The sequence below is a fragment of the Brucella sp. TWI432 genome (genome assembly GCF_039674445.1).
GTDB lineage: Bacteria > Pseudomonadota > Alphaproteobacteria > Rhizobiales > Rhizobiaceae > Brucella > Brucella chromiisoli.
The window spans coordinates 132,283-152,890 of sequence record NZ_JBDJNL010000007.1; the positions used below are offsets into that span (position 1 = coordinate 132,283).

Below are 20,608 nucleotides of genomic sequence, written 5' to 3' on the forward strand. Positions count from 1 at the left end.
GTGAAAACAGGCATGCGGGAGACGGGGTAAAATGGCGAAATACTGGATAGCTGCGGGTATTATTCTGCTTTTAACCGTTGCCGCCTTCGTGTTCTGGTTTCTCATCCGGCATAAAAAGGGGTGGTCGAGAAGTATTATCGCCCATCTCACATTCGTTGCGGCAATGTTCGGCTTGATCATGACGTTCAGGCAGGTCGCCTATATGTTGCTTGCGGATTACAAAATAACCGCGATCACACCGGAACTCATCAATACCCTGTCGACCTTCTTCATGGCTCTGATCGCCATGCAGCAGCTCTTCCAGTTGATCAACCGTTTGACCCATAGCCAGATTGACCGCGGCAATGACGTGACGTCCGCACGTATGGTTGCGCGCATATTAAAACTGGCAATATTCCTGATTTTGATGCTGCTGTTCGGGGAGCAATTCGGGATTGGTCTTTCCGGCCTGCTCGCTTTTGGTGGCATCGGTGGCATCGCTATCGGCGTGGCCGGCAAAGATGTTCTGAGCAATCTTTTTTCGGGCGTGATGCTTTATTTTGATCGCCCGTTCAGCATTGGCGATTGGATCAGCTCGCCAGATCGGAATATTGAAGGCACCGTTGTGGAAATTGGCTGGCGACTTACCAAGATCAAAACCTTCGACAATCGTCCGCTCTATGTTCCCAATGCAGCCTTTTCGACGATCAGCGTTGAAAATCCGGGCCGCATGACCAACAGGCGCATTAATACGACGATTGGTTTGCGATACGAAGATGGTGACAAAATTGCCGGGGTTGTCGACGACATAAGGTCGATGCTCAAGGCCAACCAAAAAATCGATCAGACACAGAGTCTGTTGGTTTATTTCGATGCGTTTGCAGATTCATCGCTCAATATCATGGTCTATTGTTTCACGAAAACGACCCGTTGGGCTGATTGGCTTCAGGCACAGCAAGAGGTCTATCTCAAGATCATCGAAATCGTGCATGCGCATGGTGCCGACTTCGCATTCTCATCTGAAACGCTTTATATTCAACCTGATAAGGCGGCGCAGCAGAAGCCTGTTGAACAATAGGCTTCTACGCTGAGCGATAAGAAATGTGGGAGTTCATGCTGAAATATTAGTTATCAGTATAATTGCTAATATGTTATTGGAGTCCTTGCTTCGCCACTTTCCTAAGGCAAAAACCTTCGCTCTCTGGCGCTTTCGAGCACATTTGGTAATCGAGAAGGGTGCCCCCATTGAAAGACAGGTTTTTCTTCATTCCTATAGCGGGTGAAGCGGTTGAAGAAATCAAAAGAATAGATTGGTCAAAGAATCCGTTGGGCCAGCCGGAAAGCTGGCCGCGCCCGCTTAAGACAGCAGTTCAGATGATGCTGGCGTCGCATTTTCCGAAAGCCATTGCCTGGGGGCCGGAATTTATCACGTTTTACAACGATGCTTTCAGAACAATTCTTCGCGACAAGCAGAACTGCATGGGCCAGCCATTCAATGAAATATGGGCTGAAGTATGGGAGGATATTGGGCCGATAGCCGAAAGGGCGATGCGGGGAGAGGCCACGTTTATTGAAGACTTTCCGTTGCTCGTTAATCGTTCGGGCTTTGATGAACAGTGTTATTTCACCTTCTGCTACAGCCCGATTTTAAATGAAGATGGCAGCGTTGGCGGCATGATGGACACTGTCATTGAAACGACTGGAAAAGTTGAGGCCGAGAAAAATGCGCGGATCATGAATGCCGAGCTTGCGCATCGCATAAAAAATACTTTTAGCATTGTCAGCGCAATCGCCAGCCAGACCTTTAAAAGCCAGGATAATGAAGACGAACTTAACGCATTTTCCAGACGCCTTTTTGCGTTAAGCAGTGCGCATAATGTCTTGCAGTTTGGAAAAAGTTCGAGTGGGTCATTGGCACAGATCATCGCTGAAATTACTGCTGCACTCGGTGTTGATCAGCGTGTTGATGTTGAAGGCAGCGACATTTTTATCGGGCCGAAAGCTGCAAGTTCAGTGTCGCTTTTGATCCACGAACTGACGACAAATGCTATCAAATACGGTGCATTATCCAATGATGCTGGGCGTATTTCCATCTGCTGGAATACCGCTGATCATGAGGGAACGTCCACGCTGCTTCTCAATTGGTGTGAGACGGGTGGGCCTGAAATAACCAAGCCTGGCAAAATTGGCTTTGGGTCAAAACTCATCCGAATGGGTCTTATGGGAACAGGCAATGTCGAGGCCGATTATGCTCCTTCCGGATTTCGGGCTAGAATGAGCGCCCCTATCGATCAGATGCAGGGCGAGGGGCGACTTTACAATGACGGTTAGAGCGCTCCCGAAAGGCGGAAACTGGCTTTCGGGACACGATGCGCGTTAAAACAAAGAAGTCAGTCTGCTGCGGAAAGCAATCCATCAATTATCCGCTGCTGCTATTGAGGGCCGTCCAGACAAGTCGGTACAAGGCATCGCAATTTTTAAGATTATCTGCACAATACGGATTGTGCCGAATCTAATTGCAATGGAGCGTTAAGCCGATGCAAAGAATTACCATCACTGTCGATGATGATCTTATGACAGAACTGGACGCTTTGATTGCTTTAAAAGGCTACGCTAACCGCTCGGAGGCCGTGCGCGATCTCGTTCGGGCAAGTATAAAAGACACGGCAATTGCATCCGATGCGATGACCGAATGCGTTGGCGTCTTAAGCTATGTGTATCAGCATGAAGCGCGTGATCTGGCGAAAAAGCTGACCACATCGCACCATGAGCATCATCATATGTCGCTGGCGTCCCTGCATGTTCATCTCAACGAAGACCTGTGCCTTGAGGTGAGCCTGCTTCGCGGCGAAGCAAAAGCTGTAAAAGAATTCGCAAATTCCATCATTTCGCAGCGTGCAGTCGTTTACGGCGATGTTTCAATCATTCCCCACAATGCGCACCATGAATAGGCTTTGAGACCGAATATTCATATTAGAATCATTGATTTAGATTGCTCTGTCAGTCTAGGTTCGGGGCTGCGAAGAGTCATCTTTTAAAAAGCGAGTGATTATGGATCTGACAGTCATCGTCTTTATACTCGTATATCTTGCGATGGGCTGCGGAACTCTTCCCGGATTTAAGGTCGACCGCACGGGAGCTGCCATTATAGGCGCTCTCGCTATGCTGGTGACCGGTAGCATAACAGCACAGGCTGCGTGGAATGCCATCGATTACCGGACGCTGGGAATGCTTTTCGGACTGATGGTCGTGTCGGCCGGATTCTCGGTTTCGGGCTTTTATGGCTGGGCGGCGAAGCGCGTAACCGAGCTGCCATTATCACCGCCTTTGCTGGTTGGCGTTCTGGTTTTTATGGGCGCTGCATTCTCTGCTTTTTTGACAAAGGATGTCGTCGCGGTGGCGATGACGCCTTTGCTCGTGTCCGTTACCCTCACAAGAGGGCTAAACCCTGTGCCATTTCTTCTTGCGTTTTGTTTTGCAGTGAACACAGGTTCAACAGCAACGCTGATCGGCAGCCCGCAGAATATGATTGTTGCGCAAGAGCTTGGGTTATCATTCAATGGTTTTCTGAGTGCGGCCGCAGTACCGGCTCTTCTTTCGCTGCCGATCGTTTGGGGTGTCATCGTTCTGGCCTATCGCAATCGCTGGCAACTCACGCAGCAGCCGTCTTCGATGGCAGATGCAGGGCAGGACGGTACGATTGATGCGCTTGAAACGGCAAAGACGGCAATCGTTGCGGTGATTGTCATTGGAATGTTTATTTTTAGCGACTTGCCGCGAGAGCTCATCGCCATGGCGGGCGCGGGGGTGTTGCTGGTCAGCCGCAAAATCTCTTCTCACGATATGCTTAAACATGTCGATGGTGATCTTCTGCTTTTGATCATGGGACTTTTTGTTGTCAATGCAGCCATTGCTGCGACCGGCCTGCCGCAAAATGTTCTCGGTTATTTCCGCGAAGCCGGGCTTGATCTTAACGAGCCGATCTCCCTGTTTTTTGTCGGTGGCGTTCTGAGCAATCTTGTGGGGAACAATCCTGCGGTTATGTTGCTGGTACCCTATCTTCAGTCAGGATCTGGGTCTGATGCCTTGGGTGCAGCGCTTGCGCTTGGGACAGGTTTTTCAAGTAATATGATTATTTTTGGCAGCCTCGCAGGAATTATTGTCGTAGAGCAGGCAGCTGCGCGCGGTATCAAGATATCATTTGCTGAGTTTTCGCGCACCGGTATAGTTGTTATGGTTCTTTGTATGTTGATGGCAGCATCTTGGGTGATTTTTTTAACCAAAATGTAAGGACAATATGAAGTAGTTTGAAAGTTTTTTAAACTTTTTAATGATTTATATAAAAATTTATAGATCGGTTGTGTATTGTTATTTTTTTGTTCCTTTTATTCAATGTTTATTTGAGTTGTATGTAAAATACTTATTGCCCCTCGTAAAATAGATTGATAGCTTCTTCGTGATGGCTTTATTTTGGGGGTGGGCTTATAGAATGCCGATCTCCCCCTTTTCTTGGTACGGAGGTTACGTATGCATTTCACGCCCCGGGAAATCGACAAACTTATGATTCACACGCTGGCGATTGTCGCGCAGCGCCGTAAAGATCAGGGTTTGAAGCTCAATCATCCTGAGACTGTTTCTTTGATTGCTGCGGCTGCACTTGATGCTGCGCGCGCTGGCAAGACGCTCGAAGAGGTCATGGAACTCGCGCGCAAAACCATCACCAAAGATGATGTGATGGAAGGTGTTGTCGAAATGATTCCTTATGTGCAGGTCGAAGCCGTTTTCACCGATGGCAGTCGCCTGGTTACTGTCCACGATCCAATCCAGTAAATCCTACGGAGGCTCAGTTATGGCTGCAGATAAGGTAAAGACTCCTGTTGGAGGCTTGGTTCTCGGCAAAGGCGATATTGAAATCAATGCCGGATACCCAACAACCACTTTGAAAGTCCGCAATACCGGCGATCGTCCTATTCAGGTCGGTTCGCATTATCATTTCTTTGAAGTGAATGCCGATCTTGAATTTGATCGCGAGCAGGCGTTCGGAAAGCGCCTGAATATCCCCGCAACGACCGCTCTTCGTTTTGAACCGGGTGATGAAAAACAGGTTGTGCTCGTTCCTTATCAAGGCAAGCAGCGCGTGCTCGGCTTTAACGGTCTGGTGAATGGTTGGGTTGGCGATGAGAGCTGCAACGATTCCCGTCCGCGCCTGACAGATGCGATGGAGCGCGTCGCGAAATACGGTTTCAAGAACAAGCCGTAATTGCCCGTCTGTGAGCGAATTTCGATCTGATTAATCAGTTCGACGCTCCAATCGTTTGTTTGACGTGCATCTTATCTGAAAGCCGATTCACACTTTTCGGGATGCGCTCTAGAATTTCAGCGAACAGGATACTGAGATGGCTAAGATTTCAAGGCAGCAATATTCGGATCTTTACGGTCCGACGACCGGCGACAAGATTCGCCTCGGCGATACGGACCTTTATATTGAGATTGAAAAAGACCTTCGTGTTTATGGCGAAGAAGCTGTGTATGGCGGCGGTAAAACGCTGCGCGATGGCATGGGGTATGACAATGAATTGACGAGCGCAGCCGGTGCGCCCGATCTGGTCATTACCAACGTGACCATCGTTGACCCTATTCAGGGTGTTATCAAGGCGGATGTCGGCATTAAGGACGGCCTGATCTACGGGATCGGTAAAGCTGGCAACCCCTCCACCATGTCGGGTGTCACGCTGCCGCTTGGGCCGGGAACGGATGCCATTTCAGGCGAACATCTGATCCTGACCGCTGGCGGTATCGATGCGCACGTTCATTTCATTTCGCCCCAGCAGGCTGAAGCCGCGCTCAGCAATGGCGTGACCACGCTGTTTGGTGGCGGCATTGGCCCGACAGATGGCACCAACGGTACGACCATCACGCCGGGAACGTGGAACATCGAAATGATGTTGCGCTCCTTTGATTCATGGCCGGTCAATGCCGGTGTGCTTGGTAAGGGCAATTCATCATCGGCATTGTCGATCGAAGAGCAGATTCGCGCCGGTGCCATGGGGCTTAAAATCCATGAAGACTGGGGCAGTACCCCAGAGGCTATTCGCACATCGCTGACCGTTGCCGATGAATATGACATTCAGGTCTGTATTCACACGGATACGCTCAACGAAGCCGGTTTTGTTGAAAATACCATTGCCGCTTTCGAAGGCCGCACCATTCACACCTATCACACCGAAGGTGCGGGCGGCGGACATGCGCCTGACATTATTCGTGTTGCAGGTCAGTCAAACGTTATTCCGAGCTCGACCAATCCGACGCTTCCTTATGGCATCAATTCGCAGGCCGAATTGTTCGACATGACGATGATCTGTCACAATCTGAGCCCGAAAATTCCAACCGACGTGGCCTTTGCTGAAAGTCGTGTCCGCCCGGAAACCATCGCTGCTGAAAACGTTCTGCACGATATTGGCGCGATTTCCATTCTCTCCAGTGACAGTCAGGCCATGGGCCGCGTCGGTGAAAACTGGATGCGGACCATTCAAACTGCACATCTGATGAAAACCCGCTTTGGTGCCTATGAAGGCGACAAGTCGGGCAATGACAATCAGCGCGTCTTGCGTTTTGTTTCCAAGGTGACAATCAATCCGGCGATTGCACAGGGCGTCTCTCACGTTGTCGGCTCGATTGAAATTGGCAAAATGGCAGACTTGGTGCTTTGGGAACCCGCCTTTTTCGGCGCGAAGCCCAAAATGGTTATCAAAGGCGGCATGATCTCATGGGCGCTGATGGGGGATCCGAACGCATCGCTTCCAACGCCACAGCCAGTCATCTATCGTCCGATGTATGGCTCATTTGGATCGGCTTTGCCGAAAACCCGCGCGACATTTACCTCGCTGGCTGGTTTCGATGCCGGTATCGTCAATCGTTATGAACTGAAGTCACAGGTCATCCCTGTCTACGGCACCCGCGCTATCAGCAAGGGCTCGATGGTTCGTAACAATGCTTTGCCGACCATTGAAGTTAACCCGGAAACATTTGCTGTTACCGTTGATGGCAAACATGCGACTGTTGAGCCTGCAACCAATGTTCCTTTGACGCAGCTTTACTTCTTCAGTTGATAAGACGCTCTCGGGAGGGAGCGAAAACGTTCCCTCCTGTTTTGATTTTGGATGCAAACACCGAATAGTGCTGGTCTTGCCGCATTTTCGACTGCCGATATGAAGCGCATGCTTCCGGAGGAATTATGATTCTCGTTGAGAAAACACTCGGTAATATCAAGGATTCTGTGTGGCATGAGCGTTCGCATCATGCGCAGGTTGACTATCTCGCCCTTGAGCAGTGGGAAGCACCGAAAAGCCGTCTGCGCAAGGCGAGTGAAGGGGGCGTTGAGCTTGCAATCTCTCTGCCGCGGTCCGAGCATCTGCATGATGGCGATGTGCTGCATTATGATGAAGCCGCGAAACTCATCGTTGTCGCTCGCATCGCTCTTAAAGAAGTGATGGTTATTGAGCTTGAAGGTTTGGAAGAGCTCGCGCCGCAGGACATCCTGCGCATTTGCTTTGAACTCGGCCATGGGCTGGGTAATCAGCATTGGCCAGCCGTGATCAAAGGCTCAACCGTCTATGTGCCGCTGTCTGTTGATCAGAAGGTGATGGCATCGGTGATGCGCACGCATGCTTTTGAAAGAGTGAAGACCTATTTCGCTCCTGGCGAGGAGATTGCTGCAAAGCTCGATGCGAAGGAAGTTCGTATGCTCTTTGCCGGCGCCGATGCGACCCCGCATCATCATCATGATTTGCATAAGCATTCTCATGAACATCATCATGGTTCGGAAGCGCACACCCATGAACACAGTCATGAGCACACCCATGATCACGATCATGGGCATGAGCATCACCACGGGCACCATCACCACAGGTAAGTAATGTCAGGCATACAGAAAAGCGAACCACGTTGCGGGCAGGACATGGTTCTTCTGGCGAGATTGCTGCAATTTTCAGATTCAACCTTGCCGGTTGGTGCATTCGCATTTTCAAATGGGCTTGAATCCGCTTTGCAGACTGAGGTCGTAACCAATTCGGCAAGCTTGCATCAGTTCGTCGAGCTCGTTGTGCGTCAGGCTGCCCATATGGATGGTATCGCTTTTCTTCATGCGCATCGTGCCATTGTGGCGGGTGATTATGACAGCGTGCTTGCTGCGGATCATGAGATATGGAATCGCCGGGTTGGCGAAGAACAGCAGATGATGCTTGCGAGAATGGGTAAGAAATTTGCTGAATTGTCTCTCAAGATCAGCGATTTCCCACAGCTTGAGCGCTGGCTGAAAGACATTAAATCAGGCGAAACGCCGGGTTGTTTTCCAGTTGGTCAGGCGCTCGCGCTGGCGCATATGGGCGCGGATGAGAAACAGGCCTTTGTTGTGCATCAATACGGCGTTGCGTCGATGGTTCTCAGTGCCGCGGTTCGACTGATGCGGATCGATCATCTGGATACGCAGCGCATATTATTTGCTTCGCAAAGCCGTGTTGAAAGCGACTATGCTGATGTGTGTGGTCTGGCGCTTGATGAAATGTCCAGTTTCGCGCCCGTCTTTGATGTTCTGGTTGCGCATCACACAAAAACGCATGTCCGGCTATTTATGAATTAAGGCATGTCTCCCACCGTCGAAATCGATTTTGTGAGACTTGCTTTCGGAAATTCAAACAGGAATGAACCATGAAAAAAATTACGCGTATTGGTATTGGTGGACCTGTCGGTTCGGGCAAGACGGCGGTTATTGAAACAATCACCCCACGGCTCATTGAGATGGGTATCAAGCCGCTCATTATTACCAACGACGTTGTTACGACTGAAGATGCCAAGCAGGTCAGGCGCACACTCAATGGCATTCTGATTGAAGAAAAAATCGTTGGCGTTGAGACCGGCGCGTGCCCGCATACGGCGGTGCGTGAAGACCCGTCGATGAATATTGCTGCGGTTGAAGAGCTTGAGGAAAAATATCCCGACAGTGATGTGATCCTGATTGAATCGGGCGGCGATAATCTCACGCTGACATTCAGCCCAGCACTCGCTGATTTTTACATCTATGTGATTGACGTTGCGGCCGGAGACAAAATTCCACGCAAGAATGGCGCTGGCGTCTGCCAGTCGGATATTCTGGTCATCAACAAGAAGGATCTGGCGCCTTATGTCGGTGCAAGCCTTGAGGTTATGGATCGCGATTCCAAACTGATGCGCGGCAAGAAGCCTTTTGTTTTCACCAATTGCAAAACCGGTGAAGGCATTGACGATCTGATGCAACTGATCCTTGATATGGCTCTGTTTGACGTGAAACCGGTTCAGGCGTCTCAAGCCTCTCAGGCGGCTGGGTAATGTCATGAGCTTACACGAGCGACTAAGCCGACTTGATGCAGCCCGTGAACTGAGCGGGTATCATACGCAGCCTGCACAGATGCGTGCTGCCGGACCCGGCAAAATCGGCGAATTGCGTTTGGGCTTCTCCTTACGCAATGGTCGCTCGGTACTGCACGATCTTTATCGTGTGGCCCCGCTTCTGGTGCAACAGGCGCTTTACTGGGACGAGGCGATGCCGGAATTGCCGATCTGCTCAATCATTTCGATTGGCGGCGGCATTCTTCAGGGGGATCGTTACAAGATCGATATTCATGTGGGTGAAGGCGCATGTGCTCAGGTCACATCACAGGGCGCTAATCGTGTTCATCAGATGGATGCCAACTATGCTTCACAATATCAGACCGTAACGGTGGAAGCAGGGGCATATCTGGAATATCTCCCTGATTTTACAATTCCCTATCGCAATTCCCGCTTCATCAATCAGACCGATATTGTGATTGATGAGAGTGCGACGCTCATCTATGGCGAGATGATGATGACGGGACGCAAGCATCATCATGAAAGCGAGCGTTTTGGTTTCGATCTGCTTTCCATGCTGATCTCGGCAAAGCGGCCAGACGGCAAGCGCCTGTTTACAGATAAGGTCCTGATTGAAACGGGCAATCCGACCATCGATTTTGCAGCGGTCATGCGTGGTTACGACGCGTTTGCAAATATCATCTGCATAACGCCGCCCGATGTTGCTGCGCGGATCAAAGAGCGTGTTCAGGTGAACTTCAGTACCGACGCGCCACGCGCAATATCCGGGGTGTCAGCGCTGCCCAACAATGCGGGGCTTATTTTGCGCGCTGTCGGCATGGAGAGCTACGACGTGCGCGCTGAAGTGCGCAATTTCTGGCAGATTGTTCGGGAAGAGGCGCGCGGTCGCACATTACCAGAGGAATTCCTTTGGCGTTAAAGCACTTACGCTCAAAAAGTGCGAAGCGATTTTGTGGTGGGTAATGCGTGAAGGCAAATAGACAGAGCGGAGATCTGGCTAAGAGGGGTTATCGAAATGTCAGACAAGAAAGTGAGTTTTCCAATCGCCTGCCTGCGTGGGGCGGGACAGGTGTTCTTTATGGAGAATGCCTTTACCGGATTGCTGTTTGTTGCTGCAATTGCTTATGCATCCTATGCAACGGGCGGCTGGGCAATCACAATTGGTGCAGTCGTTGGTCTCATCGTCGCTACATTGACCGCACAGTTGCTTGATTGCGATAAGCCATCCATTTATTCGGGCCTGTTTGGTTTTAATGGCATTCTTGTTGGTGTTGCTTTGCCGACATTTATCGCGGCCACGCCTCAACTCTGGTTTTATATCATCATCGGCTCGGCGCTCAGCACCGTTATCACAGCAGCATTCGGCGCAACGCTTACCAAAAGCTGGGGCATTCCGGGGTCTACAGGGCCATTTGTTTTGACGGGCTGGCTCATGGTTGCTGCTGCTTATTCTTTTGGCGCGCTTGATGTCACTGGCGACAGTCCCAAACTCGCCTCAGATTATTTGCAGGGGGCCGCTACAATTCCCGCAAATATTGAGCTGGTGCAAATTTTCTTCCGCAATATTGCGCAGGTCTTTTTGCTTGGCAACGAGGTCAGCGGCGCTTTAATTCTGCTCGGCATTTTTGTGGCGTCGAGGCAGGCAGGTATCGCAGCAGCGCTTGGATCGCTGATCGCGATGATAACCGCCATTGGCATGCGTGCTGATCCTGCGGTCGTCATTCAAGGGCTTTATGGTTTCAGTTCTGTTCTGACAGCCATTGCCGTGGGCGTTGTTTTCCTGAAGACGGATGGAAAGGTGATTGCCTATGCAGTGCTTGCAACCATCGTTACTGTTTTCATTCAAGGCGCTTATGATGTGATCATGTCTCCGATGGGACTGCCATCCTTCACGGCGCCCTATGTGCTCACACTGTATCTGTTTATCGCGCCGAAGAAGCTGCTTGCACCGCATCCACATAAGCCGGTGGCGCAGCATCTGGTTAAAGATAACTAGATTTTCTTGTTAAAATTCAAATAGTTCAGAGTTCCAAATCTGAAGGAAAATAACATGCAGTCTATCAGCGCAGGCGATACAGCCTTTATTCTAATCTGCACCGCACTGGTGTGCATGATGACTCCCGCACTGGCCTTGTTTTATGGCGGACTTGTCCGCCAGCGTGATGTTCTTTCCATCATGATACAGAACTTTGTTTGTATGGGCGTGGTTGGCCTCATCTGGGTTTTTGGTGGGTTCAGTCTGGCTTTCGGTCCGTCCATAGGCGGCGTCATTGGTGATATCACCACCTATTTTGGCATGTATCATGTCGGTATTGAGCCAAATCCAACTTATGCAGCAAACGTTCCCTTCATTATGGTGTTTGCGTATCAGATGATGTTTGCGATCATCACGCCTGCGCTGATGACAGGGGCCTTTGTCGGACGCTTCAAGTTCGGGGCTTATCTGTTCTTTATCGCATTTTGGACGATCCTAGTTTATTTGCCAGCAGCCCACTGGGTTTGGGGCGGCGGGTTCCTTGCGAAACTTGGCGTTGTTGATTTCGCCGGCGGCATCGTTATTCATGCCTCCGCGGGCTTTTCAGCACTGGCCGCAGCCAAATATCTTGGAAAGCGCAAACTCGCTCCCGGCGAAACGGAATCGCGGCCTGCAAGCCTGCCACTTGTGGCCATCGGTGCCGGTCTTCTGTGGTTTGGCTGGTTTGGCTTTAATGCCGGCGGCGCATATGCAGCCGATGCGCTCGCGGCTTATGCTTTCACCAACACCATGCTTGCAGGCTCCATCGCTATGCTTGTCTGGATGTTCTGGGAATGGAAGGAATCCGGTCGTCCGTCCTTCTCCGGTGTTCTTGTGGGCGCAGTGACGGGTCTTGCAACGATTACGCCTGCTGCAGGTTATGTGGAGCCGATCACAGCGCTTCTCATCGGTGCTATCGGCGCATCGGTCTGCTTTAATGCCAAATATGTGCAGAAATGGCTCAAAATTGATGACACATTGGAAGTCTGGCGTGCGCACGGCGTGGGTGGCATGACCGGCGCGGTCCTGATCGGTGTTACCGCGAGCTCCCATATCAACGCTGTGTCGGCAAGTGCCTATCAGCTTGGTATTCAGGTTCTGGCGGTTGTTATCGTTGCTGCTTATGCCTGGATTATCACGATGATCCTGCTAAAAATTCTGGATGCTTTTGGCCATCTGCGGGTGCCTGATGATGTTCAGCGTGAAGGTTTGGATGACGAGCTTTATGGCGAAAATGCTTTCAGCTTGTGGGGCATGAAAAGACAGATGGATAAGTAATCCGGCATTATTTATTCGGAAAAGCATAAATGAGCCCGTGCAAGATATTTCACGGGCTCGTTTGGCCTGCCTAACAGTTGAATATCAATAAAAGTTTGAACTTTACCTATAAGTATATTGCGCCCACCAAATACCCTCAGTAAGATGATTCTGTAAAAAGATCATACTTCGGAGAGTGCGATGAATTGGGTGTCGGTTGCGATTGCAGCGATTGTGACATGGGGTGCTGCGACACAGGCATGTGCCGCGCCAAAAGACAGCCTTGTTCTGGCAATCGGCGGCGAGCCGGATAATGGATTTGATCCTCTGGCGGGTTGGGGTGGCTATGGAAACCCCTTGTTTCAATCGACCCTTTTGCGGCGCGATGTCGATCTTGGCACTGTCCCTGATCTTGCAACCGAGTGGAAACTCTCCGACGACCGTAAAGTCTGGACCATCAAGCTGCGTGATGATGTGCGCTTTTCCGATGGATCGCCGCTCACTGCGGAAGATGTTGCATTCACATTCAATACCGCCAAAGCATCAGCCAATGCGATTGATCTGAGTGTCATGGAAAAAGCGGAAGCCGTTGATAAAAACACGCTTCGTATTTCGCTCAATAAACCATGGATCACTTTTGTTGAGGCGTTTTACACACTCGGCATTGTTCCGGCTGCGACCTATGGAACGGAATATGCACGCAAGCCGATCGGCTCCGGGCCTTATAAACTGGTCGCGTGGAATGAAGGTGAACAGCTTATCGTCAAGCGCAATGACGCCTATTATGGTGACAAAGGACCGTTTGAGAAAATTACGTTCCTTTTCACGGGTGAAGCGCCGGGGCTTGCGGCTGCAAATGCTGGCGCGGTTGATATGGTTGCCGTTCCTGCACAGCTTGCCGATACCATTCCCAATGGATTTAAGGCTATACCGGTTCAGACCGTCGATAACAGAGGGCTCAGCCTGCCTTTTGTAAAGCCGCATGACGTGAATGGTCGCAAAGTGGGCAATGCAGTGACTTCCGATCCTGTCGTCCGCAAAGCGATCAATATGGGGCTGGATCGGAAGCTCATTGTCGATGTGGCGCTTCATGGTCATGGAACGCCAGCATTCGGTCCTGCCGATGGATTGCCGTGGGCAGGTAAGGCGGATACCGTCGAGTTCAATCTGGATGCTGCAAAAGCGCTGCTCGATGAAGCGGGCTGGGTTGCCGGTGATGATGGCATTCGATCCAAAGACGGCATAAGAGCCGCTTTCCCGATCAATTACCCTGCCAGTGATGCAACCCGGCAGGCATTGGCTGAGACATCAGCCGAATTACTGCGCCCATTGGGTATTGATGCGACGCCAAAAGGTGGAAGCTGGGACGCGATTGAACGCGTCATGCATTCCGAGCCTGTGGTTTTTGGCTTTGGCAGCCACTCACCCTACCAGCTTTATAGCCTCTTTGCTGAAAAGCTGCGCGGGGTCGAATATATGAACCCAAGCTATTATGCGAACAGCCAGGTTGAAGCGCTTTTTGAGAAAGCGCAGGGCGCAGAAAGTCTTGAAGCTTCGCTGTCTTATTGGTCGCAGGCCGCTGATTATTACGGTCTGAAGGGCGACAATTCATGGGCGTGGCTGGTCAATCTCGATCATGTCTATCTGGCCAATAAGTGTCTCGATATTGGAAAAACCCAGATCGAACCGCATGGGCATGGCTGGCCGGTGACTGCAACAATTGCAAACTGGCGGTGGACCTGCGAGTGAATGTTGCAATCATCACTTTAATTGTATTGCGGGTTTTGCGCCTTGGCGCCTTGGTCGTGTGCGTTGCTTTCGCAGTGTTTTTGCTGATGAAAGCTTCGCCGATCGATCCGGTTGACGCTTATCTCGGACCGGCCATGGCCTATGTCGGTCCTGAACAGAAGATGCAGATTGCCGCCATCTGGGGGCTGGATCGTCCTATTTATGAGCAGTTTGCGCGATGGGCAGGAAATATTCTGTCGGGCGATCTGGGTTTCAGCATCACATACAACGCACCGGTAAGCGAAGTAATGAGCAGCCGCATTGGCGCGTCGCTGACATTGACGGGGCTTGCATGGCTTTTGTCCGGTCTTCTTGGCTTTGCCCTTGGACTGGTTTCAGCAGCCTATGAGGGGCGCTGGATCGACCGCACCATCCGATTGTACTGTTATATTCTTGCGGCAACGCCAACGTTCTGGCTCGCCATGCTGATGCTGGCGCTGTTCTCGGTTAAGCTCGGCTGGACACCAATCTGTTGCGCAGGTCCGATTGGCGTTCCTTCTGAACAGGTGAGTTTTCTTGAGCGTGTCCAGCATCTGATATTGCCATTATCGGCATTGACGCTTTTCGGGGTTGCGCAGATTGCTCTGCACTCCCGTGCCAAGCTTATTGAAGTGCTGCAATCGGATTATATCACGTTTGCGCGTGCCCAAGGCGCGCGTCAGGGCGACATTATCCTGCGTCACGGTGTTCGAAATGCCGCTTTACCAGCCCTGACGGTGCTCTTTGCTTCAATAGGCGAGATTTTTGGCGGGGCCATTTTGGCCGAACAGGTTTTTGCATGGCCGGGATTGGGACGTGCCACGGTTGAAGCAGGCATTCGGGGCGATGTGGCTCTGCTGCTTGCCATCGCAATGCTCATGACTGTGATTGTTTCGACCGGGAATATGATTGCCGATCTTCTGTATCGCATTGTTGATCCACGACTGAGAGAGGGAGCATGATGTTCATCCCTCTCAATGGACGCATACGTGCATTGATCAGTGCGCTGTTTTCGCTGGCAATTATCGTTGCGATCTCTATTGCTGCATGGGCCTATGGTGAAACGGGTATTCGCTCCGATTTTGCGATACGCAATATGGGACCCTCCCTTTCGCACTGGTTTGGAACGGATCAGATGGGACGGGATATGTTTGCCCGTACATTGCACGGTCTTACGCTGAGCCTGCGCGTTGGAATTCTTGCCGCAGGCTTTTCCGTGGTCATCGCCCTTGTGATTGTCCTTTTATCAGGCCTTGGTAAAACTGCGGATGCGATTGGCAGTTTTGTCACCGATGGCATGCTGGCTATGCCGCATTTTGTTTTGCTTATTCTTATAAGTTTCGCACTGGGTGGCGGTACGGGGGCAGTTATTATCGCCGTTGCGATCTCTCACTGGCCACGTTTCGCGCGTATTCTGCGCGCTGAACTCATACAGGTGCGTGCCGCACCTTTTGTCGAAGCATCGCGCAGTTTTGGAAAATCGCGCCACTTTATCTTGATAAACCACATTCTTCCGCATCTGTTGCCGCAAATGCTTGTTGGCTTTCTGCTGATGTTTCCGCATGCAATTTTGCATGAAGCCGGTCTGACCTTTCTGGGATTTGGGCTTGAACCATCGCGGCCAGCCATTGGCATTATGCTCTCAGAAGCGATGCGTCATATCAGCGGTGGCCGTTGGTGGCTGGCGCTTTTTCCCGGTTTGGCTTTGTTGATCATGGTGCTGTGCTTTGACGTGCTCGCTAATGGATTGCGCCGCCTGACCAGTCCGAGGGAGGCTCAGACCTGATGCTTGAAATCAATAATCTTTGCGTTTCGTTTCGTCGCTATAACGGTTTTTTTAGTCAGGATATGATTACCCGGCTGTCGGATGTTCACCTCAATATTGCGCCGGGCGAGATTGTTGCAATGATCGGGCATTCAGGGGCCGGGAAAAGTCTGCTTGCTCATGCGATTTTGGGACTTTTGCCAAACAATGCCATTGCGGAAGGTGATATTTATTTTCACGGAAAACCGTTGTGCAAGAAGAGCTTGAGTGAAAAGCGTGGCCGGGAAATCGCGCTTCTGCCACAACAAACGACTTATCTTGATCCAACGGCAAGTGTCGGTGCGCTGATTGGCTGGGCCGCAAACCGCGCTGGCAAGCCGCCCGCGATTGAAAGTCGCCTGATGGATGTGGGCTTGAGTGGTGATGTTGCTCGCCTTTATCCGCATCAGCTTTCAGGAGGCATGGCGCGGCGCGTTTTGATGGCACAGGCGATCTCCGGCGGGGCTAAATTGCTGATCGCAGATGAGCCGACAGCAGGGCTGGATCCCACCAATCGCGATATTATTCTGGCTAAACTGCGCAAACATGCTGATGAAGGCGGTGCCGTCTTGCTCATCACACATGATTTGATTCCTGTGCTTTCCTATGCGGATCGTATTGCGATTCTGAATGACGGGAAAATGTGTTGTCTGGCGCCAACATCAGCCTTCAGCGGAAGAGGAGAAACGCTCGGTTCTACCTATGCGCAATCACTCTGGCGTGCGCTGCCACAAAATGACTTCCATGCCTATGCTTGAAGCAAAAAACATCACGGCCGGCTATGGCAAACGAACGATCTTCACCGATGTTTCGCTGAGCCTGAGCGCGGGAACAATCTATTGTATTTCGGGACCATCGGGCTGCGGCAAGACCACGTTGGGGCGTATTCTTGCGGGGCTGAACCGTCCTGTTTCCGGTACGGTCTCTTTTGGTCAGCAAAACCTATCGGACGCAAAACTTTGGCCGGTACAATATCTCTATCAGTCGCCGCTTGCAGCGATGAATCCACGCTGGCAGATCCGAAAAATCATTGCTGAATCTGGTCCGGTCGATCCCGATATTGCGCGGACTCTTGGCGTTGAAACAGAATGGGAAAACCGTTATCCGCACGAGTTGTCAGGCGGACAATTACAGCGTGTCTCAATCCTGCGCGCACTTGGCGCAAAACCTGCATTTTTGATTGCTGATGAAATTACCTCGGCGCTCGACCCCGTTGCACAAGCACAGATATGGCAACTTTTGTCGATGCTTGCAGAGAAGCACAGTCTTGGTATTGTCGCGATCAGCCATGATGAGAGCCTGCTTTCAAGAATAGCTGGCGCAAACAATCATTTCCGATTGGGTCGGTAGAGACGTGGACAAAAAAAGCCGGGAAAAATTCCCGGCTTTCTGACTATTATGCAATCACACAGGTAATCTCTGGCGGACCAAGGTCGTCCAATACGAAGCTCCCCAGGCAATCACATCGTCGTTAAAGTCATATTCCGGGTGGTGCAGATTGGCACTTGGACCATTGCCAATATTGATCATGGCGCCCGGCACTTCATTGAGCATGAATGCAAAATCTTCGCCGCCGAGAGTGGCGGGCATGTCGCGCGCGACGCGGTCCGCACCGGAAACCGCCTCAGCGGCGAGGGCTGCCAGTTCGGTTTCACGTTCGTGATTGATGGTGACGGGATAATTACGCTGATAATCAAGTGTGGCCTTCGCGCCAAAAGCATCAGCAATACCAGCAACAGCACGCGTCAGCCGCTCCTCGATGTGATTGCGCACTTCTTCGCGCAATGTGCGGACTGTACCGGTCAATTTAATCTTCTGCGGAATGACATTAAAGGCGTCACCGCCATGAAGCGTGGTGATCGAAATGACGGCGGAATCAAGCGGATCGATGGTGCGTGCGCTCAAGGTCTGAATCGCCTGAATAAGCGCTGCCGTCACCGGAATTGGGTCAATCGTATGATGCGGGGAGGCGGCATGTCCGCCAACACCTTCGATGGTTATCTCCAGCACATCGACCGAGCCCATGATCGGACCGGAGTTGATAATGAAGTCACCGACCGGCAGGTTTGGACGGTTATGCATGCCGTAAACTTCATTGACCGGCCAGCGCCTGAAAAGGCCGTCATCAATCATCGCTTTGGCACCCGCGCCGCCTTCTTCCGCCGGCTGGAAGATCACAATGACGGTGCCGTCAAAAGCGCGGCTTTTTGCCAGTTCACGTGCCGCGCCTAAAAGCATCGTCGTGTGACCATCATGGCCGCAGGCATGCATTTTACCCGGAATTTTTGAGGCCCATTCAGCGCCGGTTTCTTCATGGATTGGCAGCGCGTCCATATCGGAGCGAAGGGCAATAGCGCGGCCTGATTTGTTGGTCTGTCCGTGAATGACACCGACAACGCCGGTGCGGCCAATGCCGGTCACGACTTCATCAAGGCCTGCCGCACGCAGCGCTTCCGCGACTTTTTCCGCTGTGCGATGAACATCATAGAGCAGTTCCGGATTTTCATGCAGATCACGTCGGAAGGCAATCAGTTCGTCGAGCTGGTTCGACGTCCAGTTTTCAACCGGCATATCAGGCTCCTTTTTCTGCAGCGTCGAGTGTGTATCGGAAGTCGCAATGACTTGCGCCCTGCATGATGGTCTGGGTGCGTTCAAGCTTCATTTCCGGATTGTAGCCAATGCAGAAATCGCCATCGCGATTACATGATAGAAGGTGCCCGATATGGCCCAGTCCCATATCCCGGTACATTTCTGAATAGCGGCAGCGCTTTACATTGAAATCGAAATGATCTTTGCTCTGCGACAGAACTTCAATTTCCAGCGCATCATCCTTGGTCCAAAGCGGTAGAATATCGGCAAAGTCCTGAAGGTCCGGCGTGTGGCCCAGTTCCTGCGCAAAACTGCGACCCTGTTCAATCGCCGAGCGCGTCACCGCTTCGCCGATGGCAGCCTGCGCTTCTTCTTCGCCTGACCGCTCGCGAAGAACCTCATAAACATTTTTAAGAACAAGCGCCTCAATGCGGCGACGTTCGAGAATTGGCATCTGATTCATGGATCAACCTTTCGCATGAATGTTATTCAACTTCGCTTATAACTGAGGCTCTGTTTTATCCTTACGCCGCAACCAGGCGAGATAGAACGGCGCAATCTTTCGCGCAATTTTGTGGAAGGGCAGAGGGGCAGGGTCTGAAATCGGAAGTGCGAGCTCCTGTAATGGTTCGCCATCAAGCGCGCGTGCAAATTCGCGTCCAAGTGCTGTGCCAAGCGCGACCCCGCGGCCATTGCAGCCTATCCACGCCCAGCCGTTGGTTCCAAGCTGATGCATTCGCGGAAAGCGATCCCACGTCATGCCGATATAGCCGCTCCAGACATGGGTAATTTCGGGTTCACCCAAGGCCGGAAATGCTTCTGCCATATTGCGGGCGGCTTTGCGTTTGACGCGTTCGGCAACATTATAATCACCCATCACCACGCCGCCGGTGATCAGCCGGTTACGCGCGTCATAGCGGAAAAAGCGCAGATCGCCGCGTGTATCAGAGACGGCCTGACGGCCCGGAAGAATTGTTGCACGCAGAGTATCACTGAGCGGGGCCGTTGCCATTTGCCATGAAAGAACCGGCACGATGGAGCGCGCCAGACGCGGTGCAAGGCTTTCACGCAATTCGCCTGTATAGGCATTGGTTGCAAGCAAAAAGCCTTTTGCACGAACCGTTGCATTACCAACGCGCACGATCCAATGGTCGCCTGTTATTTCGAAAGATGTGACAGGGCTTTGCTCATGGATGATTGCGCCGTGACGCTCCGCAGCAGCGGCCAGACCACGCGCAAGGGCGAGCGGATTGATGTGGCCACCCGTTGGGTTAAACATGCCACCATACCAGAAATCGCTGCCCAACAACTTCGATGTCGCGGCGCTATCAAGATATTGCGCTGGAAAGCCGAACCGCTTCCATGCCTCCACACGTGATTGCGATAGTTTCACGCGGCCCGGTGAATGCGCAGGCTGGAACCAGCCGGTCTGTTCAGCCTCGGCATGGATGTTTTCGTCACGGATGATGGAAAAAAGAATGTCGGCACTGTTGCCGATCAATTTTGCAAACCGTGTTCCGGCATCGCCATACCGTGCGGCAATGGCGTCTGGTTCTGCGGCGGTCATTGTCGGAATAACCTGACCATTGTTGCGTCCCGATGCACCCCAGCCAACAGCCTTTGCTTCAAGCAGGATCACCCGTTTGCCACGTTTCGCAAGATGAAGTGCTGCTGATAGGCCCGTGAAGCCACCGCCTACAATGACGAAATCCGCTTCCGCATCGGCTTTGATTGGCGCAGAAGGAACGCGCTCGGGTGCGGTTGCAGCCCAGATGGAAGGAGGAAATTGGATATTCTGCATAGGGGCGTGAACC

General features: G+C 51.7%; 21 protein-coding genes. 18 read left to right on the plus strand and 3 right to left on the minus strand.

What is annotated here, in order from left to right; genetic code table 11:
* The first annotated feature begins 31 nt into the window (after positions 1–31).
* The 18 genes from ABE527_RS12225 to ABE527_RS12310 all read left to right on the plus strand — a co-directional run bounded on the left by ABE527_RS12225 (position 32) and on the right by ABE527_RS12310 (position 17,555).
* Positions 32–1,057 (plus strand): mechanosensitive ion channel family protein, encoded by a 1,026-nt coding sequence (locus ABE527_RS12225; protein WP_499693763.1) that lies wholly within the window; start codon positions 32–34, stop codon positions 1,055–1,057.
* Between the two features lie 167 nt (positions 1,058–1,224).
* Positions 1,225–2,310: a PAS domain-containing HWE histidine kinase family protein gene (locus ABE527_RS12230; RefSeq protein ID WP_396998485.1), complete on the plus strand. Its 1,086-nt coding sequence runs from the start codon at positions 1,225–1,227 to the stop codon at positions 2,308–2,310.
* Between the two features lie 206 nt (positions 2,311–2,516).
* Entirely contained in the window at positions 2,517–2,930 is a 414-nt protein-coding gene (nikR, locus tag ABE527_RS12235) for a nickel-responsive transcriptional regulator NikR (RefSeq protein ID WP_265985817.1), read from the plus strand.
* Between the two features lie 100 nt (positions 2,931–3,030).
* A complete protein-coding gene (locus ABE527_RS12240; protein ID WP_499693764.1) occupies positions 3,031–4,269 on the plus strand; it encodes an ArsB/NhaD family transporter in 1,239 nt (412 codons plus the stop codon).
* Between the two features lie 237 nt (positions 4,270–4,506).
* Complete coding sequence (locus ABE527_RS12245) at positions 4,507–4,809, plus strand: urease subunit gamma (protein WP_265985815.1); 303 nt, start codon at positions 4,507–4,509, stop codon at positions 4,807–4,809.
* Between the two features lie 19 nt (positions 4,810–4,828).
* The gene (locus tag ABE527_RS12250) at positions 4,829–5,239 is read left to right on the plus strand and encodes an urease subunit beta (protein WP_499697079.1); all 411 of its coding nucleotides are present in this window, start codon (positions 4,829–4,831) and stop codon (positions 5,237–5,239) included.
* Positions 5,240–5,375: 136 nt separating this feature from the next.
* Positions 5,376–7,088 (plus strand): urease subunit alpha, encoded by a 1,713-nt coding sequence (locus ABE527_RS12255; protein WP_265985812.1) that lies wholly within the window; start codon positions 5,376–5,378, stop codon positions 7,086–7,088.
* A gap of 125 nt (positions 7,089–7,213) precedes the next feature.
* Complete coding sequence (locus ABE527_RS12260; RefSeq protein ID WP_265985811.1) at positions 7,214–7,891, plus strand: urease accessory protein UreE; 678 nt, start codon at positions 7,214–7,216, stop codon at positions 7,889–7,891.
* A gap of 3 nt (positions 7,892–7,894) precedes the next feature.
* Positions 7,895–8,617, plus strand: coding sequence for an urease accessory protein UreF (locus ABE527_RS12265; RefSeq protein ID WP_265985809.1), 723 nt, complete (start codon positions 7,895–7,897; stop codon positions 8,615–8,617).
* Between the two features lie 68 nt (positions 8,618–8,685).
* A complete protein-coding gene (gene ureG, locus ABE527_RS12270) occupies positions 8,686–9,342 on the plus strand; it encodes an urease accessory protein UreG (protein WP_265985808.1) in 657 nt (218 codons plus the stop codon).
* A 4-nt stretch (positions 9,343–9,346) separates the two neighbouring features.
* A complete protein-coding gene (locus ABE527_RS12275; protein ID WP_499697080.1) occupies positions 9,347–10,282 on the plus strand; it encodes an urease accessory protein UreD in 936 nt (311 codons plus the stop codon).
* Between the two features lie 96 nt (positions 10,283–10,378).
* Positions 10,379–11,359: an urea transporter gene (gene yut, locus ABE527_RS12280; protein ID WP_499697081.1), complete on the plus strand. Its 981-nt coding sequence runs from the start codon at positions 10,379–10,381 to the stop codon at positions 11,357–11,359.
* Positions 11,360–11,413: 54 nt separating this feature from the next.
* Positions 11,414–12,655: an ammonium transporter gene (locus tag ABE527_RS12285; RefSeq protein ID WP_499697082.1), complete on the plus strand. Its 1,242-nt coding sequence runs from the start codon at positions 11,414–11,416 to the stop codon at positions 12,653–12,655.
* Between the two features lie 180 nt (positions 12,656–12,835).
* The gene (locus ABE527_RS12290; protein WP_499697083.1) at positions 12,836–14,383 is read left to right on the plus strand and encodes an ABC transporter substrate-binding protein; all 1,548 of its coding nucleotides are present in this window, start codon (positions 12,836–12,838) and stop codon (positions 14,381–14,383) included.
* On the plus strand, positions 14,380–15,363 hold the full coding sequence (locus ABE527_RS12295; protein ID WP_499697084.1) for an ABC transporter permease: 984 nt from the start codon (positions 14,380–14,382) through the stop codon (positions 15,361–15,363). The genes ABE527_RS12290 and ABE527_RS12295 overlap by 4 nt, the downstream gene beginning before the upstream one ends.
* Positions 15,360–16,187 carry an ABC transporter permease gene (locus ABE527_RS12300; RefSeq protein WP_499697085.1) on the plus strand — a complete coding sequence of 276 codons (828 nt, stop codon included), beginning with the start codon at positions 15,360–15,362 and terminating at the stop codon, positions 16,185–16,187. Before ABE527_RS12295 ends, ABE527_RS12300 begins: the two co-directional genes overlap by 4 nt.
* Positions 16,187–16,963, plus strand: coding sequence for an ATP-binding cassette domain-containing protein (locus ABE527_RS12305; protein ID WP_499697086.1), 777 nt, complete (start codon positions 16,187–16,189; stop codon positions 16,961–16,963). Before ABE527_RS12300 ends, ABE527_RS12305 begins: the two co-directional genes overlap by 1 nt.
* A complete protein-coding gene (locus ABE527_RS12310; protein WP_499697087.1) occupies positions 16,956–17,555 on the plus strand; it encodes an ABC transporter ATP-binding protein in 600 nt (199 codons plus the stop codon). Before ABE527_RS12305 ends, ABE527_RS12310 begins: the two co-directional genes overlap by 8 nt.
* Before the next feature lie 54 nt (positions 17,556–17,609).
* Here ABE527_RS12310 and ABE527_RS12315 read toward each other — a convergent pair whose 3' ends face one another.
* The 3 genes from ABE527_RS12315 to ABE527_RS12325 are packed head-to-tail and all read right to left on the minus strand — an operon-like array spanning position 17,610 to position 20,595.
* The gene (locus tag ABE527_RS12315) at positions 17,610–18,776 is read right to left on the minus strand and encodes a M20 aminoacylase family protein (protein WP_499697088.1); all 1,167 of its coding nucleotides are present in this window, start codon (positions 18,774–18,776) and stop codon (positions 17,610–17,612) included.
* 1 nt (position 18,777) lies between these two features.
* Positions 18,778–19,257 carry an L-2-amino-thiazoline-4-carboxylic acid hydrolase gene (locus ABE527_RS12320; protein WP_499697089.1) on the minus strand — a complete coding sequence of 160 codons (480 nt, stop codon included), beginning with the start codon at positions 19,255–19,257 and terminating at the stop codon, positions 18,778–18,780.
* 36 nt (positions 19,258–19,293) lie between these two features.
* Complete coding sequence (locus tag ABE527_RS12325) at positions 19,294–20,595, minus strand: NAD(P)/FAD-dependent oxidoreductase (protein ID WP_499697090.1); 1,302 nt, start codon at positions 20,593–20,595, stop codon at positions 19,294–19,296.
* Between the last annotated feature and the right edge of the window lie 13 nt (positions 20,596–20,608).

Bases quoted from the DNA above. Each gene is read 5' to 3' on its own strand.
- ABE527_RS12225 (WP_499693763.1), top strand. From the start codon at position 32: ATGGCGAAATACTGGATAGCTGCGGGTATTATTCTGCTTTTAACCGTT.
- nikR (WP_265985817.1), top strand. From the start codon at position 2,517: ATGCAAAGAATTACCATCACTGTCGATGATGATCTTATGACAGAACTG.
- ABE527_RS12240 (WP_499693764.1), top strand. From the start codon at position 3,031: ATGGATCTGACAGTCATCGTCTTTATACTCGTATATCTTGCGATGGGC.
- ABE527_RS12245 (WP_265985815.1), top strand. From the start codon at position 4,507: ATGCATTTCACGCCCCGGGAAATCGACAAACTTATGATTCACACGCTG.
- ABE527_RS12250 (WP_499697079.1), top strand. From the start codon at position 4,829: ATGGCTGCAGATAAGGTAAAGACTCCTGTTGGAGGCTTGGTTCTCGGC.
- ABE527_RS12255 (WP_265985812.1), top strand. From the start codon at position 5,376: ATGGCTAAGATTTCAAGGCAGCAATATTCGGATCTTTACGGTCCGACG.
- ABE527_RS12260 (WP_265985811.1), top strand. From the start codon at position 7,214: ATGATTCTCGTTGAGAAAACACTCGGTAATATCAAGGATTCTGTGTGG.
- ABE527_RS12265 (WP_265985809.1), top strand. From the start codon at position 7,895: ATGTCAGGCATACAGAAAAGCGAACCACGTTGCGGGCAGGACATGGTT.
- ureG (WP_265985808.1), top strand. From the start codon at position 8,686: ATGAAAAAAATTACGCGTATTGGTATTGGTGGACCTGTCGGTTCGGGC.
- ABE527_RS12275 (WP_499697080.1), top strand. From the start codon at position 9,347: ATGAGCTTACACGAGCGACTAAGCCGACTTGATGCAGCCCGTGAACTG.
- yut (WP_499697081.1), top strand. From the start codon at position 10,379: ATGTCAGACAAGAAAGTGAGTTTTCCAATCGCCTGCCTGCGTGGGGCG.
- ABE527_RS12285 (WP_499697082.1), top strand. From the start codon at position 11,414: ATGCAGTCTATCAGCGCAGGCGATACAGCCTTTATTCTAATCTGCACC.
- ABE527_RS12290 (WP_499697083.1), top strand. From the start codon at position 12,836: ATGAATTGGGTGTCGGTTGCGATTGCAGCGATTGTGACATGGGGTGCT.
- ABE527_RS12300 (WP_499697085.1), top strand. From the start codon at position 15,360: ATGATGTTCATCCCTCTCAATGGACGCATACGTGCATTGATCAGTGCG.
- ABE527_RS12305 (WP_499697086.1), top strand. From the start codon at position 16,187: ATGCTTGAAATCAATAATCTTTGCGTTTCGTTTCGTCGCTATAACGGT.
- ABE527_RS12310 (WP_499697087.1), top strand. From the start codon at position 16,956: ATGCTTGAAGCAAAAAACATCACGGCCGGCTATGGCAAACGAACGATC.
- ABE527_RS12315 (WP_499697088.1), bottom strand. From the start codon at position 18,776: ATGCCGGTTGAAAACTGGACGTCGAACCAGCTCGACGAACTGATTGCC.
- ABE527_RS12320 (WP_499697089.1), bottom strand. From the start codon at position 19,257: ATGAATCAGATGCCAATTCTCGAACGTCGCCGCATTGAGGCGCTTGTT.
- ABE527_RS12325 (WP_499697090.1), bottom strand. From the start codon at position 20,595: ATGCAGAATATCCAATTTCCTCCTTCCATCTGGGCTGCAACCGCACCC.